The organism is Actinomycetospora sp., from assembly GCF_036497585.1.
Lineage (GTDB): Bacteria > Actinomycetota > Actinomycetes > Mycobacteriales > Pseudonocardiaceae > Actinomycetospora.
On sequence record NZ_DASXJD010000183.1, the window covers coordinates 1 to 13,034 of the forward strand.

General features: G+C 75.3%; 18 protein-coding genes and 1 pseudogene. 14 read left to right on the forward strand and 5 right to left on the reverse strand.

All coding sequences use genetic code 11. From position 1 onward, the window contains the following. The first annotated feature begins 401 nt into the window (after positions 1-401). The 8 genes and pseudogenes from VGH76_RS17530 (at position 402) to VGH76_RS17565 (ending at position 5,320) form a co-directional block, all read left to right on the forward strand. Positions 402-845 carry a MarR family winged helix-turn-helix transcriptional regulator gene (locus VGH76_RS17530; RefSeq protein ID WP_331557992.1) on the forward strand — a complete coding sequence of 148 codons (444 nt, stop codon included), beginning with the start codon at positions 402-404 and terminating at the stop codon, positions 843-845. Further along, a complete protein-coding gene (locus VGH76_RS17535; RefSeq protein ID WP_331557993.1) occupies positions 842-2,239 on the forward strand; it encodes an MFS transporter in 1,398 nt (465 codons plus the stop codon). Before VGH76_RS17530 ends, VGH76_RS17535 begins: the two co-directional genes overlap by 4 nt. Continuing rightward, a complete protein-coding gene (locus tag VGH76_RS17540; protein WP_331557994.1) occupies positions 2,236-2,412 on the forward strand; it encodes a hypothetical protein in 177 nt (58 codons plus the stop codon). Before VGH76_RS17535 ends, VGH76_RS17540 begins: the two co-directional genes overlap by 4 nt. Before the next feature lie 24 nt (positions 2,413-2,436). Beyond that, on the forward strand, positions 2,437-2,913 hold the full coding sequence (locus tag VGH76_RS17545; protein ID WP_331557995.1) for a GNAT family N-acetyltransferase: 477 nt from the start codon (positions 2,437-2,439) through the stop codon (positions 2,911-2,913). A 21-nt stretch (positions 2,914-2,934) separates the two neighbouring features. Further along, positions 2,935-3,534 (forward strand): hypothetical protein, encoded by a 600-nt coding sequence (locus VGH76_RS17550; RefSeq protein ID WP_331557996.1) that lies wholly within the window; start codon positions 2,935-2,937, stop codon positions 3,532-3,534. A 133-nt stretch (positions 3,535-3,667) separates the two neighbouring features. Continuing rightward, positions 3,668-3,985 (forward strand): annotated as a pseudogene (locus VGH76_RS28045) (MFS transporter); the annotation flags it as partial. Between the two features lie 200 nt (positions 3,986-4,185). Next, positions 4,186-4,821 carry an MFS transporter gene (locus tag VGH76_RS17560; RefSeq protein ID WP_331557998.1) on the forward strand — a complete coding sequence of 212 codons (636 nt, stop codon included), beginning with the start codon at positions 4,186-4,188 and terminating at the stop codon, positions 4,819-4,821. Positions 4,822-4,831: 10 nt separating this feature from the next. Continuing rightward, complete coding sequence (locus VGH76_RS17565; RefSeq protein ID WP_331557999.1) at positions 4,832-5,320, forward strand: MarR family transcriptional regulator; 489 nt, start codon at positions 4,832-4,834, stop codon at positions 5,318-5,320. 143 nt (positions 5,321-5,463) lie between these two features. On the opposite strand, the gene VGH76_RS17570 is transcribed toward VGH76_RS17565, so the two are convergent. Next, on the reverse strand, positions 5,464-5,880 hold the full coding sequence (locus tag VGH76_RS17570) for an SRPBCC family protein (protein ID WP_331558000.1): 417 nt from the start codon (positions 5,878-5,880) through the stop codon (positions 5,464-5,466). 152 nt (positions 5,881-6,032) lie between these two features. Here VGH76_RS17570 and VGH76_RS17575 point away from each other — a divergent pair, with 152 nt between their 5' ends. After that, positions 6,033-6,476, forward strand: a complete 444-nt coding sequence (locus VGH76_RS17575) for a hypothetical protein (RefSeq protein ID WP_331558001.1) — start codon at positions 6,033-6,035, stop codon at positions 6,474-6,476. 40 nt (positions 6,477-6,516) lie between these two features. Here the strand turns inward: VGH76_RS17575 and VGH76_RS17580 are convergent, their stop codons facing one another. Both VGH76_RS17580 and VGH76_RS17585 read right to left on the reverse strand, forming a co-directional pair. Then, positions 6,517-6,972: a DUF6537 domain-containing protein gene (locus tag VGH76_RS17580; protein WP_331558002.1), complete on the reverse strand. Its 456-nt coding sequence runs from the start codon at positions 6,970-6,972 to the stop codon at positions 6,517-6,519. Then, on the reverse strand, positions 6,870-7,628 hold the full coding sequence (locus VGH76_RS17585; protein WP_331558003.1) for a 2-oxoacid:acceptor oxidoreductase family protein: 759 nt from the start codon (positions 7,626-7,628) through the stop codon (positions 6,870-6,872). The genes VGH76_RS17580 and VGH76_RS17585 overlap by 103 nt, the downstream gene beginning before the upstream one ends. A gap of 7 nt (positions 7,629-7,635) precedes the next feature. On the opposite strand from VGH76_RS17585, the gene VGH76_RS17590 reads away from it, so the two are divergent. Next, the gene (locus VGH76_RS17590) at positions 7,636-8,064 is read left to right on the forward strand and encodes a hypothetical protein (RefSeq protein WP_331558004.1); all 429 of its coding nucleotides are present in this window, start codon (positions 7,636-7,638) and stop codon (positions 8,062-8,064) included. 52 nt (positions 8,065-8,116) lie between these two features. Next, positions 8,117-8,308: a hypothetical protein gene (locus VGH76_RS17595; RefSeq protein WP_331558005.1), complete on the forward strand. Its 192-nt coding sequence runs from the start codon at positions 8,117-8,119 to the stop codon at positions 8,306-8,308. A 260-nt stretch (positions 8,309-8,568) separates the two neighbouring features. On the opposite strand, the gene VGH76_RS17600 is transcribed toward VGH76_RS17595, so the two are convergent. Beyond that, a complete protein-coding gene (locus VGH76_RS17600; RefSeq protein ID WP_331558006.1) occupies positions 8,569-9,786 on the reverse strand; it encodes an alpha-hydroxy acid oxidase in 1,218 nt (405 codons plus the stop codon). A gap of 147 nt (positions 9,787-9,933) precedes the next feature. Beyond that, complete coding sequence (locus tag VGH76_RS17605) at positions 9,934-10,242, reverse strand: hypothetical protein (RefSeq protein WP_331558007.1); 309 nt, start codon at positions 10,240-10,242, stop codon at positions 9,934-9,936. A 210-nt stretch (positions 10,243-10,452) separates the two neighbouring features. Here VGH76_RS17605 and VGH76_RS17610 point away from each other — a divergent pair, with 210 nt between their 5' ends. The 3 genes from VGH76_RS17610 to VGH76_RS17620 form a co-directional block, all read left to right on the forward strand. Then, positions 10,453-10,914, forward strand: coding sequence for an SIP domain-containing protein (locus tag VGH76_RS17610; protein ID WP_331558008.1), 462 nt, complete (start codon positions 10,453-10,455; stop codon positions 10,912-10,914). 137 nt (positions 10,915-11,051) lie between these two features. Further along, positions 11,052-12,308: an amidohydrolase family protein gene (locus VGH76_RS17615; RefSeq protein ID WP_331558009.1), complete on the forward strand. Its 1,257-nt coding sequence runs from the start codon at positions 11,052-11,054 to the stop codon at positions 12,306-12,308. A 468-nt stretch (positions 12,309-12,776) separates the two neighbouring features. Then, on the forward strand, positions 12,777-13,034 hold a 258-nt coding region (locus VGH76_RS17620), incomplete at its 3' end, for a hypothetical protein (protein WP_331558010.1).

The window sequence follows — 13,034 nt, forward strand, 5'->3', positions numbered from 1 at the left end:
TTTTCGTGATGTCAGGGGTGCCGTGAGCCGGGTCCCGACGGCGGGCGGTCGGCCGGCGGGCTCCCGCGCAGGCGACCGCCGAGCGCGGTGTGACCCTCGCCGACCGCCCGACCGGCCCTCCCCGTGGGGCTCTACGGAGCAGTGATCGGTGGTCCGGAGCGGTCACGGGCGGGTTCTCGGGGTCCGTGGTGCTGACGTCACCTGGGCGATTCGTCCGGGTCGGCGTGACCGGTCGTCGCGGTGTGTGGCGCGGTGAGTCGTCCCCGTGACGCGGTGGGTGGTCGGGGGCGTGTCGGTTCCGCCGGGGGCCGGGCCGGGTCGGGTTCTGCCCTTCGCTCGAAACACCACCCGGTCGACAGTCCGACATGAACAGTCTGGAATGGCGAAGTACGGTCGGTGCTATGACCGCCACCGAGCCCACCGCCGCCGCCGTCCAGGCCGCCCGCGCGGTGCGCGTCGGACTCGGCCGCCTGCGCCGCCGGCTGCGCGAGAACTACGACCGCGCCGAGCTGTCGGCGTCCCAGACCGGGCTGCTCGGCCGACTCGAGCGCGAGGGCCCGGCCACCGCCAGCGAGCTCGCCGCCGCCGAGGGGGTGCGCCCGCAGTCGGTCGCGATGTCGATCGCGGCGCTCGAGGAGCGCGGCTTCGTCGCCCGCACCCCCGACCCGAACGACGGCCGCCGCCAGATCGTCGCCGTCAGCCCCGCCGGCCGGGACCTCCTCGAGAGCTCCCGGGCCGCGGGGGAGGGCTGGCTCGCGGGCGTGATCGGCGAGCGGCTCACCGAGGCCGAGTGCGCCACGCTCGTCGAGGCGATGGCGCTGCTGGAGCGGGTGATCCAGCGATGACCGCGCTGCTCGCCCGCCTGCGCCACCCCGCCGACTCCGGGGCGTTCGACCGCCGGCTCATCGCCCCGATGGTGCTCGGCTCGATCCTCAACCCGGTCAACTCCTCGCTCATCGCGGTGGCCCTGGTGCCCATCGGGATCGCGCTGGGCGCCCCGGCCTCGGAGACGGCGTGGCTGGTGTCGGGGCTCTACCTCGCCACCGCCGTCGGGCAGCCCGTGACCGGGCGGCTCGTCGACCTCTACGGCCCCCGCCCGCTCTACCTCGTCGGGACGGCGCTGGTGGGCCTCGGCGGGCTGCTCGGCGCGCTCGCCCCCGACATCTGGACCCTCGTCGGCGCCCGCGTGCTACTCGGCCTCGGGACGTGCGCCGGCTACCCGGCCGCGATGTCGCTGGTGCGCGGCGAGGCGGCGCGGACCGGGCGCGACAGCCCGGAGGGCATCCTCACGCTGCTCTCGGTCTCCACCCAGACCATCGCGGTGATCGGGCCGACCCTCGGCGGGCTGCTCATCGGCCTCGGCGGCTGGCGCGCCACGTTCACCATCAACGTCCCGCTCGCCGTGGCCTGCCTCGTCGTCGGCTGGCGCCGGCTCCCGCGCGGCATCCGCCGCGAGCGCTCCACCAGCCTCGCCGCGGCGATCGATCCGGCCGGGATCGCGCTGTTCACCCTCACCCTCCTCGCGCTGCTGCTGGTCCTGATGCACCTGTCGTGGTGGCCGCTGCTCGCCGTCGTCGCGGCCGCCGGCGCCGCCCTCGTCGCGTGGGAGCTGCGCGCGCCCGCGCCGTTCCTCGACCTGCGGGTGCTCGGCGGGAACCGTCCGCTGCTGCTCACGTTCCTGCGCGCCTTCCTCACGGCGACGGTCGTGTACTGCCTGCTCTACGGCTTCACGCAGTGGCTCGAGGAGGGCCGCGGGCTCTCCGCCTCCGGGGCGGGCCTGATCCTGCTGCCGATCTTCGTGACCGGGATCGGGGTCGCCGCGCTCACCGGCCGTCGTCGGGAACTGCGCGGCAAGCTGCTCGTCGGCTCGGCGAGCCAGGTGGTGCTCGCCGGGCTCATGCTGCTGCTCGGCCCGACGAGCCCGATCTGGCTGATCGTCGTGGTCGCCGTCGTCGCCGGGGTGCCTCAGGGGCTGAACACCCTCGCCGTCCAGAACGCGGTCTACCGCCAGAGCGACCCGTCCCGCGTCGCCTCGTCGGCCGGGCTGATGCGGACCTTCTTCTACCTCGGCGCGATCGCCGCCTCGGCCACCGGCGGCCTCGCCTTCGCCCACGGCGCGACGACGCCGGGTCTGCACGTGCTCGCGCTGGTGATGCTCGCCGCCGCCGCGCTGTTCCTCGTCATCACCCTCGCCGACCGCTCCCTGGGCCGGCTCGCCCCCCGCGAGGACTCCCCGTGACGCTCTCCACCCTCGACCCGGTCCCCGCGCTCGTCGTCGTCGATCTCCAGCGCGGCGTCGTCCCAGGCCGGAAGACCAAGCACAGCGTCGAGGCGATCTTCCCGAGGACCGGCGAGACGCCGACGACGGCGGAGGTGCTCGCGGCGCTGACCACCGCGACGGCCGGGGTCTGATCGCGCCGGACTAGCGTGGCCGCCGTGGCCAGCGACGACGGCGCGACCGTCACCATCGAGGTCGTGGAGGTGCTCGACGACGCCGTCCGCTCCGCCGTCGAACGGCTCCTGCCGCAGCTCTCGCGCAGCGCGGCCTACGACGAGCAGACGCTTGCGTGGGTGGTCGCGCACGAGGCGACCACGCTGTTCGTCGCCAAGCTCGAGGGCGCGGGGGGTGCCGACGGTGTCGTCGGGGCCCTGACGCTCGTGATGTATCCGCTGCCGACGGGGCTGCGGGCGCACGTCGACGACGTGGTGGTCGACGACATCGTGCGTGGTCGCGGGGTCGGGGAGGCGCTGGTGCGGGCCGCGCTGGACCGGGCCGTCGAGGTGGGGGCGCGCACCGTCGACCTCACCTCCCGGCCCGCACGGGAGGCCGCGATCCGGCTCTACGAGCGCGTCGGGTTCCGGCGGCGCGACTCCACGCTGTTCCGCTGGGAGCCACCGCGCGACGAGGGCTGATCCTCGGATTAGCGTCCGGGCATGACCGATCTCCCCGCGGCGGACGCGAAGAACTGGGGCGGGCGCCTCCCGCGCAATGAGACGCTGGACCTCGACGACGAGCAACGGGCCGTGGCGGATCGGATCCGGGACCGGAGCGTGCGCTGGGCGGAGCGCTCCGGGTTCGCGCCGACCGACGACCAGGGCGGGCTCCTCGGGCCGTTCAACGCGTTCGTGCTGCGCCCCGGCCAGGCGCAGGGGTTCAACCAGTGGGTCCAGCACGACCAGAAGCACTCGTCGTTGCCGAAGGCGATCCGCGAGGTCGTGATCCTCACCGTCGGGCTGGCCTGGGGCGCCGACTACGAGATCTACGCCCACCTCGCGGTCGGGCGGGCGGTGGGGCTCTCCGAGACGGTGATCTCCGGCCTGCGGTCGGGGTCGACGGAGGGGTTCACCCGCGACGAGACGACGGCCCACCGGTTCACCGACCAGCTGGTGCGCACCCACCGCATCGACGACGAGACCTACGCGGCGGCCGAGGAGGCGTTCGGCCGGGACGGGGTGCTCGACATGGTCCACCTCATCGGGATGTACCTGGCGACGTCGGCGCTGCTCAACGCGTTCGAGGTGCCGGCTCCATAGGTGCGACTTCGTCGCTTGTGAGCACTTTCCGGGGCTATGACCACGGAAAGTGCTCACCTGCGCGAAGCGCACCTGATGGATCGTCTATCAACAGACGGTCGACGAGACGATCGCGACGGTCGCCGTCCCGTCCATCCAGCGGGACCTCGGCTTCGACACCGGGTCGCTCACCTGGGTCGTCAACGCCTACCTGGTCGGCTTCGGCGGATTCCTGCTGCTCGCCGGGCGGCTCGGCGACCTGGTCGGCCGCGGCCGGATGCTCCTCGCGGGGATGGCGCTGTTCACCGTCGCCTCGCTGGCGTGCGGCCTCGCGCCCGGCCCGGGGTGGCTCGTCGTCGCGCGGTTCGTCCAGGGCGTCGGGGGAGCGCTCGCGACGGCGGTCGCCCTCGGGATGCTCGCCGCGCTCTACCCCGACGACGCCGGGCGCGGCCGCGCCATGGGCACCTACGCCTTCATGGGTGCGGTCGGCGCCTCGACCGGCCTGGTGCTGGGCGGGCTCATCACCGCGGCGGCCGACCGGGGTGGCAGCGGCGGCGCTGCTCGCGGGGTTCGTCGTGCGACAGGCGCGCGCCGCCGAGCCGATCCTGCCGCTCGGGGCGCTGCGCTCTCGGGTGCTGGTCGGGGCGAACCTCGCGCACGCCTGCTTCGTCGGTGCGATGTTCACCTTCCAGTTCCTCGTCACCCTCTACCTGCAGCAGGGTGCTCGGGTTCTCGCCGGCGCTGGCCGGGCTGGGCATCGTCCCGATCGCCGGCGGGATCGCGGTGGTCGCGACGCTCCTGTACCCGCGGGTCAGCGGCCGGGTCGGGCAGGCGCCGACGCTCGTCGTCGGGCTGGTGCTGGTGGTGGCGGGCCTCGCGCTGCTGGGGCGGATCGCGCCGGCGAGCGGTTACGTCGCGGGGCTCCTGCCGAGCGTGCTGCTCTTCGCCGTCGGCGGCGGGCTGACGCTGCCGTCGATGATGGTCGTCGCGATGTCGGCCGCGACGTCGCGCACGATGGGCCTCACCTCGGGGCTGCTCAACACCTCCCAGCAGGTGGGCGGAGCGGTCGGGCTCGCGGCGCTGTCGGCCGTGGCCGCCGCGGTCACCGCCGGGGCGCTCGAGGCGGGCGCGGCGCCGGCGACGGCGCTCGTCGCGGGGTACGCGCTCGCGTGGACGCTCGCCGCGGGCCTGGCCGGGGTGGCGCTGCTCGTCGTCCTGGGCCTGCTCGTCGTGCCCACCCTCCGACGGCGGGGCGGGCCGGCCGGGTCGCCCGCGCAGGACCGGGAGCAGCCGTGCCCCGCGCACTAGGATCGCGGTCATGGCCCCCTCGCCGACCCCGCCGGCGGTCGACCTGGCCTTCCTGGTCAACCAGGTCTCCTACGCCCTCGCCGCGCGCATGGGCGAGGCGCTCGCGGGCCTCAACCTGACCGTCTCCCAGTACTGCGTGCTCTGGAAGGCCCACGAGAAGGAGCGCACGCAGATCGAGATCGCCGAGGAGGGCGCGCTCGACAAGAGCACGGTGGTCAACGAGGTCGACCGGCTCGAGCGCGCCGGCCTCGCGACCCGCCAGGTCCACCCCACGGATCGTCGGGGCCGCGTCGTGGTGGTGACCGATGCCGGTGTCGACGTCCTCGGTCGGGCCCACCGGGCGGTCGCGGCGGTGCACGACGAGGCGCTGAGCGACCTGCCCGACGACCGCCGCGAGGTGTTCCTCGCCGACCTGGCCGCTGTCGCCGGGGGAGTGCTCGCCACCCCCTCGCACGTGAGTGCGCTACGCCGACGCCGGAGGCCTGCCGCGCGCACCTGATCTCGCCGAGTGGACCGGGAGGGCTGCCGAAGCGACCGTGGCAGTCCACTCGGCGCCGGGGGTCGGCCACGGAGCCGGCCGAGTGGACCCGGAGGGCTGTGGCGGCAACCGTGGGTGTCCCCTCGACGGGCACCAGGAGTGCGCTACCCGGCCTCGGCGCGGGCCTTGAGGCTCGCGGCCTCGGTGTCGACGAGTCGCACGACCGTGCGCCGCGCGAGCGGGCCGACCACCGGCGCCAGCACCCCGTCGACCCCGAAGGCCAGATCGACGCGGCAGTGCTCCGGGCCGAGGCTCGTGACGCGGTGGTCCGCCCACTGCCGGAACCCGGTCTTGCGGGCCGCCCAGAGGAAACGGTGGTCCTCGACGGCGAGGACGGTGTAGACGTCCGTCCGGTGGCCGGGCTGGCGGACCCGGACCGGGACGCCCGGCTCGAGCCGCGGGCCCTGCAGCTCGACGGTGCTCATCGTCGGGGTCCAGCTCGGCCAGGCCTCGACGTCGTGCACGAGCGACCACACCCGTTCGGCGGGGGCATCGACGTCGACGGTGGTGCGGTAGAGCATGGCGGCTCCTCCGGTCCGCGGGGGAGTTCGATCGTGACGCGGACACGGGTCGTGGTCCAGCGTCCTTCCGGGCCGAAGGACGCGCTCGGTCCACCGGATTGCGTGCAATCGGTGGAATCCGTCCGGAGCTCGGGCCGGATAGGTTCTCGCCCATGACCGTCATCGCCTTCCCGGCCGCGTCGTCCGGCCCGCCGTCGGCCCCGTCCTCGGCCAAGGAGGCGCGGGCCGCCGACGTGGCAGCCGGGACCGGGACGGGACGGATCATCGCCCGCTCATTCGAGCGCCTGGCCGCGGCGGTGGTCGACCGGGCCGCCAGCGCGGCGGCGGACAAGGTCGACGACGTCGCCGAGCGGCTCGAGGGGATCGCGCAGAACGGTGGGGTCGGGCTCGGCGCCGCGTTCGGGGCGGGCAGCGCGATGATGGCCGGGAAGAACCCGGTGTGGGGCGCCGTGAAGGGGGCCTGGGGAGCGCTGTCGACCGGCAAGAAGGTCGCCATCATCGTCGGGCTGGTCCTGCTCGGGGTGCTCAGTCCGGTCGCCCTGGTGCTCGTGCTCCTCGGGCTGCTGGTCGCCGCGATCGTGAAGGCCGCGAACTGAGCATGGGAGCGGATGTGGTCGCTGGAGGGACCAATTCCGTTCACAGGGGCCGCAGGCCCTCCAGCAGTTCCGCGGCCCGCGCCCGGAAGCGCTCGACGTTGCGCAGCTTGACGTCCTCGTAGCCGCGCACCAGGTCGGGCAGCTCGGCCACCACGACGACGACGTCCACGGTCTCCGGCCCGAGCTGCGCCACGGCCCGCCGCACCGCCTCCTGGTACTCCCCGACGAGGGCCCGCTCCACGGCGCGCACCTCGGCACGGCCGAAGACGTCGAACGGAGTGTGCCGAAGACCGCGGGCCGCGCGCAGCGCCCGGAAGGTGACCGCCGCCGTCCGCCCGCGCAGCCGGATCTTGTGCTGCATCCCGAGGGCGCGCAGCACCGGCGGGTGCAGCATCACCGAGACGTCGGCGTCGGCGCCGTACTCGGCCTCGCGGTGGGCGACCTCCACCGGGTCGAGGTGCAGCCGCGCGACCTCGTACTCGTCCTTGTAGGCCATGATCTTGTGCAGGCCGCGGGCGTACGCGCGGGCGACCCGCGACCCGTCGTCGGGACCCACGCCTCGTTCGCCAGCGCGCTCACCCGGCGCACCTCCTCGGCGTAGCGCCGGGCGTAGGCCTCGTCCTGGTAGCCGGCCAGGTCGGCGATCCGGGCCGCGAGGACGTCCTCCAGCCCCTCGAGCTCCCCGGCCAGGGCCGCGGAGCGCGCGTCGACCGCGACCACCGGCGGGGCGGGCGGGACGAGTACGGCGAGCACGGCGTCGGGGTCGATCGCCGCCGCCCGGCCCCACCGGAACGCGGCGAGCGTCGTCTCCACCGCGGCGCCGTTGAGGCGGATCGCCTGCTCGAGCGCCTCGGCGGAGACCGGAACGACGCCGTGCTGCCACGCGGCGCCGAGCAGCAGGACGTTGGCCGGCATGTGGTCGCCGAAGAGCGCCTCGGACAGCCGCTGGGCGTCGACGGGGTGGACCTCGCCGGTGGCGGCGCGGATCGCGTCCAGCGCGTCGTCGGGGGAGCCGGGCAGCACGACCCGGCCGGTCACCATCGCCGCGGTCGGGCTCAGGGAGGTGTTGACGACGGCGACCGTGTGGCCCGGCCGGACGACGCCGAGGGTGGCCGGGTCGGCGGCGCCGAGCAGGTCGAAGCCGACGAGCACGTCGGCGGTGCCCCGCGAGGCCCGCAGCGACCACCCGGGGCGCGGGCACCGTCCCGTAGAGGGCCTGCCGGAGGTGGCCCTCGAGGAACGGGACCTTGTCCTCGACGACGAGGATCTCCTCGAGATCGGCGGTCATCCCGGCGAGGGTCTCGTCGTCGACCGGGAAGGGCATCGCGAGGCGCACCAGGCGCACGCCCAGCGCGTCGAGCTCGGCCTCGCCGAGCCCGAGGTCGTCGAGCGCGCGCTGCACCGTCGCGAACCCGGTGCCCGACGCGACGATGCCGAGGCGGGCGTGGCGGGCGGAGAAGGTGATCCGGTTGAGGCCGGTGTCGCGGGCGTAGGCCTTCGCGAGGTCGAGGCGGCGGGTGAGCACGTCGTGCTCGGCGTCCAGGGCCGGCGGGCCGACCAGCGGCGGGGGCGTCGGACGGGTCTGTGAGGGTGGGTGCGGGATGCCGAGCAGGTCGGGGTGCAGGGCGCCGAGGTCGACGGTGGCCGAGGCGTCGGCGATGTCGGCGATGATCTTCAGGCCGGTCCAGAGCCCGGTGGCCCGCGAGAGCGCGACCGCGTGCAGCCCGAGCTCCTCGTTCACGCCCGGCGTGAACACCACCCCGGCCGGGTCGAGGTGGCGGCGGCTGCGCTCGATCTCGGAGTCCAGCCCGCCGAGCGGGGAGCCCTGGTAGCCGGAGACGAACACGCGGGTGTCGTGGCCGCGGGCGTCGTCGAGCCGACGCTGGTCGAGCAGCAGCCGCACGATCGCGTGGATGCCGGACATGAGCGCCCGTCCGCCGGTGGCGGTGTAGCGGTCGTCGAGCGTGACGGTCATCGCTGCTCCTCCCGAGGTGCGGGCTCATCGCAGCGCGGGGACCGGTCCTCGTGCAACGATCGTCAGCCGATCCCTGGACCGGTCCGGGGCGGGCAGACCAGTGGTCGGTGATCCGCGTCAGCGGGGGAGGAGCTGGGCGTGGCGACCGTCGAGGTCGTCGACGCGCTCCACGCCGAGCAGCTGCAGCGTGCGGATCGCCTCGGCGCGCAGGATGTCCAGCGCGCGGGCCACGCCGGCCTGGCCGCCCGCCATGAGCCCGTAGAGGTACGCCCGGCCCACCAGCGTCGCGCGGGCGCCGAGCGCGCGGGCGGCGATCACGTCGGCCCCCGTCGTCACCCCGGTGTCGACGAAGACCTCGGTGCGGTCACCGACGGCGGCGACGACGTCGGGCAGCAGGTCGAGCGGGGTCGGGGCGCGGTCGAGCTGGCGGCCGCCGTGGTTGGAGACGACGAGTGCGTCGGCGCCGAGGTCGACGACGGCGCGGGCGTCGTCGACGTGCTGGACGCCCTTGACCACGAGGTGGCCGGGCCACTGCTCGCGCAGCCAGGTGAGGTCGGCGGCGACGGCGGTCGGGTCGAACATGTGCGCCACGAGCTCCTCGGTGGTGCCGTGCCAGGAACTCATGGACGCGAACTGCAGCGGCTCGGTGGTCAGCAGGTTCGCCCACCACGAGGGGTGGCGCGCCATGTCGGCGAGGGTGCGGGCGGTGAGCGAGGGCGGGATCGTCAGGCCGTTCTGCGAGTCGCGCAGCCGGGCGCCGGAGACCGGGGTGTCGACGGTGAGCACGAGCGTGTCGTAGCCGGCCTTGCGGGCGCGCTCGACGAGGTCGGCCGAGGCGTCGCGGTCGCGCCAGAGGTAGAGCTGGAACCAGTGCCGGCCCAGCGGGGCCGCGGCGGCGAGGTCCTCGACCGACGTCGTGCCCATCGTCGAGAGCGCGTAGGGCAGCGAGGCGGCCTCGGCGGCGCGGCCGACGGCGCGCTCGCCCTCGTGGTGCATCATCCGCGTGAACCCGGTGGGTGCGAGGACCAGCGGCAGTGACGCGGTGGCGCCGAGGATCGTCGTGCTGGTGTCGACCGACCCGACGTCGCGCAGGATCCTGGGGGAGAACTCGACCCGGCTGTAGGCCTCGCGGGCGCGCCGCAGGCTGATCTCCTGCTCGGCGGCGCCGTCGACGTAGTCGAACACCGCCCGCGGGGCGCGCCGTCGGGCGACCGCGCGCAGGTCGGCGATCGTGAACGCCGACTCCAGCCGACGGCGGGTCGGGTCGAGCCGGGGGCGGCGCACGCGGAGCAGGGGCTTGAGCTCGGCGTAGCGCGGGAGCCGGCGTGACGTCATCGGTCGACCTCCTCGACGGCGACCCACCGCGGTGCGAGCCACCCGGGTCCGGCGACCGTAACGGGCGCGGGGCCAGATCGCCGAGTGGTCCCGCAGGGCGGCAGATCGCCTCGTGCCACCGCCCCGGGGGACAGCTCGGGGCGCGGACTACCGCCCGGCGGCGGGAACCCCCGGGACCGCGTCCCCGGCCGGGGGCTCGCCCGAGGCGGCGACGGTCGCGCCGCCGAGCGCGGGGACGGCCTGGTCGGTGCGGTAGTAGACCCAGGTGTCGCCGGGTCGGTGGGCGCTGCAGTCGAGGTCGGGGACCCGCACCGCCGCGGGGTCGGCGCACACCTCGCTGGTGGTCGAGTGCGCGTCGAGCCAGGCCCCGATCGCGAACACCACGACGATCGCCGCGAGTCCCACCCAGAGCGAGGCGAGCACGGCGTCGACGCGCCACCGCCGGCCTCCGGCCATCGTCGTCCTCCTCACCAGCAGCGGAGTACCCCCGCCGCGCCCACCCCAGGCTCTCCTCCACTCGTCCGGGAGGAACCGGACAGGTGGAGCAGGCGACAGCACCATTCGCCGCCATCGTGACGCTGCGTGTGCGGGGGGTGCCACGCATGTCGGATTCCGGCTCGGACATGGTTAGGCTTCCTAAGATCGTCACGGAGGACGAGGAGGCTGATGGACGCCGTGTCGGGGACAGGCGCGGGACGTGCCGGGGAGCAGGACCACGAGGTGATCGATCTCCTCGGGGTGGGTTTCGGGCCCTCGAACCTCGCGCTGGCGATCGCGATCGCGACGAGGGCGCCGGTGCGCACGGTGCGCGTCGCGCCGTCGCTGCCCGAAGCGTCGCGCAGCACGACGTCGCGATCGCCCGCTGGGTGTCCGAGGTCCCGGGCGGTCGTCGAGGTCGCCGAGGTCGGCGAGGAGGAGGAGCTGGTGTCCTCGGCCGATCTCGACGTGCGCTGCCTCCACCGTGACGGCGTCCCCGCGGGGGAGTCGACGCTGCTCGCCGAGGCGCTGGCCGTCTTCGAGTTCGAGTTCCCGACGGCGCGCGGGTTCGTCTGGGTGGCCGGCGAGGCAGCCTGCGTCAAGCCGATCCGCCGCATGCTGCCCAACCACGCCGCGCTCGACGCCCGGTAGGTGGACGTGGACGGCTACTGGCGCCGCGGCGTCGTCAACCACGACCACCACGCCGCCGACTGATCCACGACGTGGCTCCCCGGTCCACCACCTGTCGGGCGTCGCGGCCACGGTCCGGAACGGTCCACACTCGGGCCGTGAGCACGACGATCTGTGGGGCCCGGATCTTCGATGGCGAGCGCTCGCTGGGGGTGGGGACCGTCGTCGTCGAGGGCGACGTGATCACCGCCCTCGAGCCGGGGGAGCGGGAGCCCGTCGACGGGGACGTGGACGCCCGGGGCGCGACGCTGCTGCCGGGCCTGGTCGACGGGCACGTCCACCTGCGGGGCGCCGGGAACCTCGGCCAGGACCTGCGCCACGGCGTCACGACCGTGCTCGACATGTTCTCCGCCCCGCCCCAGTTCACCGCGATGCTGCGCGGCCGGGCCCGGCGCCGGGACGACGAGGCGGACCTGCGCAGCTCCGGGCTCATGGCCGGGGCCGTCGACGGGTGGCCCGCGGTCATGCTCCCGCCCGACCCGAGCGGCTGGCGCATGCCGGGCCTGTCCGGCCCGGAGGATGCCGAGCGGTTCGTCGCCGACCGAGTGCGTGAGGGCTCGGACTACCTCAAGGTCTTCGTGGAGAACGCCGCCGACGTCTCCCGGCCGACCCTCTCGCCGGAGACCGTGACCGCGGTGTGCGAGGCGGCTCGGTCACGGGGGCTGACCACCGTCGCGCACGCCCCGACCCGCTGGGCCTTCGCGACGGCGCGCGCGGCCGGCGTCGACGTCCTCACCCACCTGCCGCTGGACGGGCCGCTCGAGGACGACGGGCTCGGCGACCTCACCGTGGTCCCGACCATGACGTTGATGGCTGCCCTGACCGACCCGGCCTCCCCGCAGGCGCTCTTCACCGATCCCCGCCTCATCGCCCGGCTGTCGGCCGACGTCGTCGCAGCCCTGCGCGCCGGCGACCGCGGCGGCCTCCCGACCAGCTCCGCGCCCGGCGCCGCCTACGAGCACGCCGCGGCGAACCTGCGCCGGCTCGTCGAGGCCGGCGCGAGGATCGTCGCGGGCACCGACGCCAACGACGTGCCCGGGCGGCCGGCGGCGGTGCTGCACGGCGCGTCGCTGCACCTCGAGCTCGAGCTGCTCGCGCAGGGCGGGATGGCACCGGCCGACGTGCTCGCGGCCACGACCTCCCGGGCCGCCGACGTGTTCGGGCTCGCCGACCGCGGGCGGGTCGCGGTCGGGCAGCGGGCCGACCTGCTGCTCGTCGACGGCGACCCGACGGCCGACGTCACCGCCACCCGCGCGCTGCGCACCGTGTGGCGGGCCGGGGTGCCGCACGACCTCGCGCACCCGGTGGCCGCGGTCGGGTCCGATCACGTGGGGCCGGCGCGCGCGACCCACTGAGTCGACGAATGCAGGCTCGCTCGCCGCAGCGGCGGCAGGACGGCCGCGAGGGCCGCCGTCGCCACCACGCACACCGCCCCGCCGGCCGCGATCGCCGGGCCGGGCCCCGAGCAGGCGCGACGCCACCCCGGCCTCGACCCCACCCGCCGACAGCCCGACCGTGGCTTGCGCGAGCCACACGCTGGACACCCGGCCCTGCAGGTGGTCGGGCGTGGCGTCGGCGAGCAGGGCGCGGCGGAGGATCTCCGAGACCATGTCGGCGGCTCCGGCGACGGCGAGGAACCCTGCCGCCCACACCAGCGGGTCGCCGGCCGGCACCAGCGGGGAGAGCCCGAAGAGGCCGATCGCGACGCCGCAGAGGGCCACGGCGAGCAGCAGGACCCGGCCGGTGCACCGCACCGTGGTCGTCCAGCCGCTGGTCAGGGCCGCGACCCTCGCCCCGATGGCCGGCGAGGTGTCCCCGCCCGAGTGCCGGGCCACCGCGAGGAGGACGGCCGCGACGAGCACGTCGTCGACGCCGCCGCGGATGTCGCGACCCCCGCCGATGGCCGGCTGCACCTGGCGCTCTCCCACCGGCCCGGCGTCGTCGACGGCCCCGGCCTGCTCGACCGGCTGCTGGTCGCGCTCACCGCGCTGGCCCGCACGCCGGAGGAGGCCGTCGGCGCGCTCGACCTCCTCGACGACGCCGCCCGCGCCGCGGCGCTCGAGCCCGGCCCGGTGCGGGAG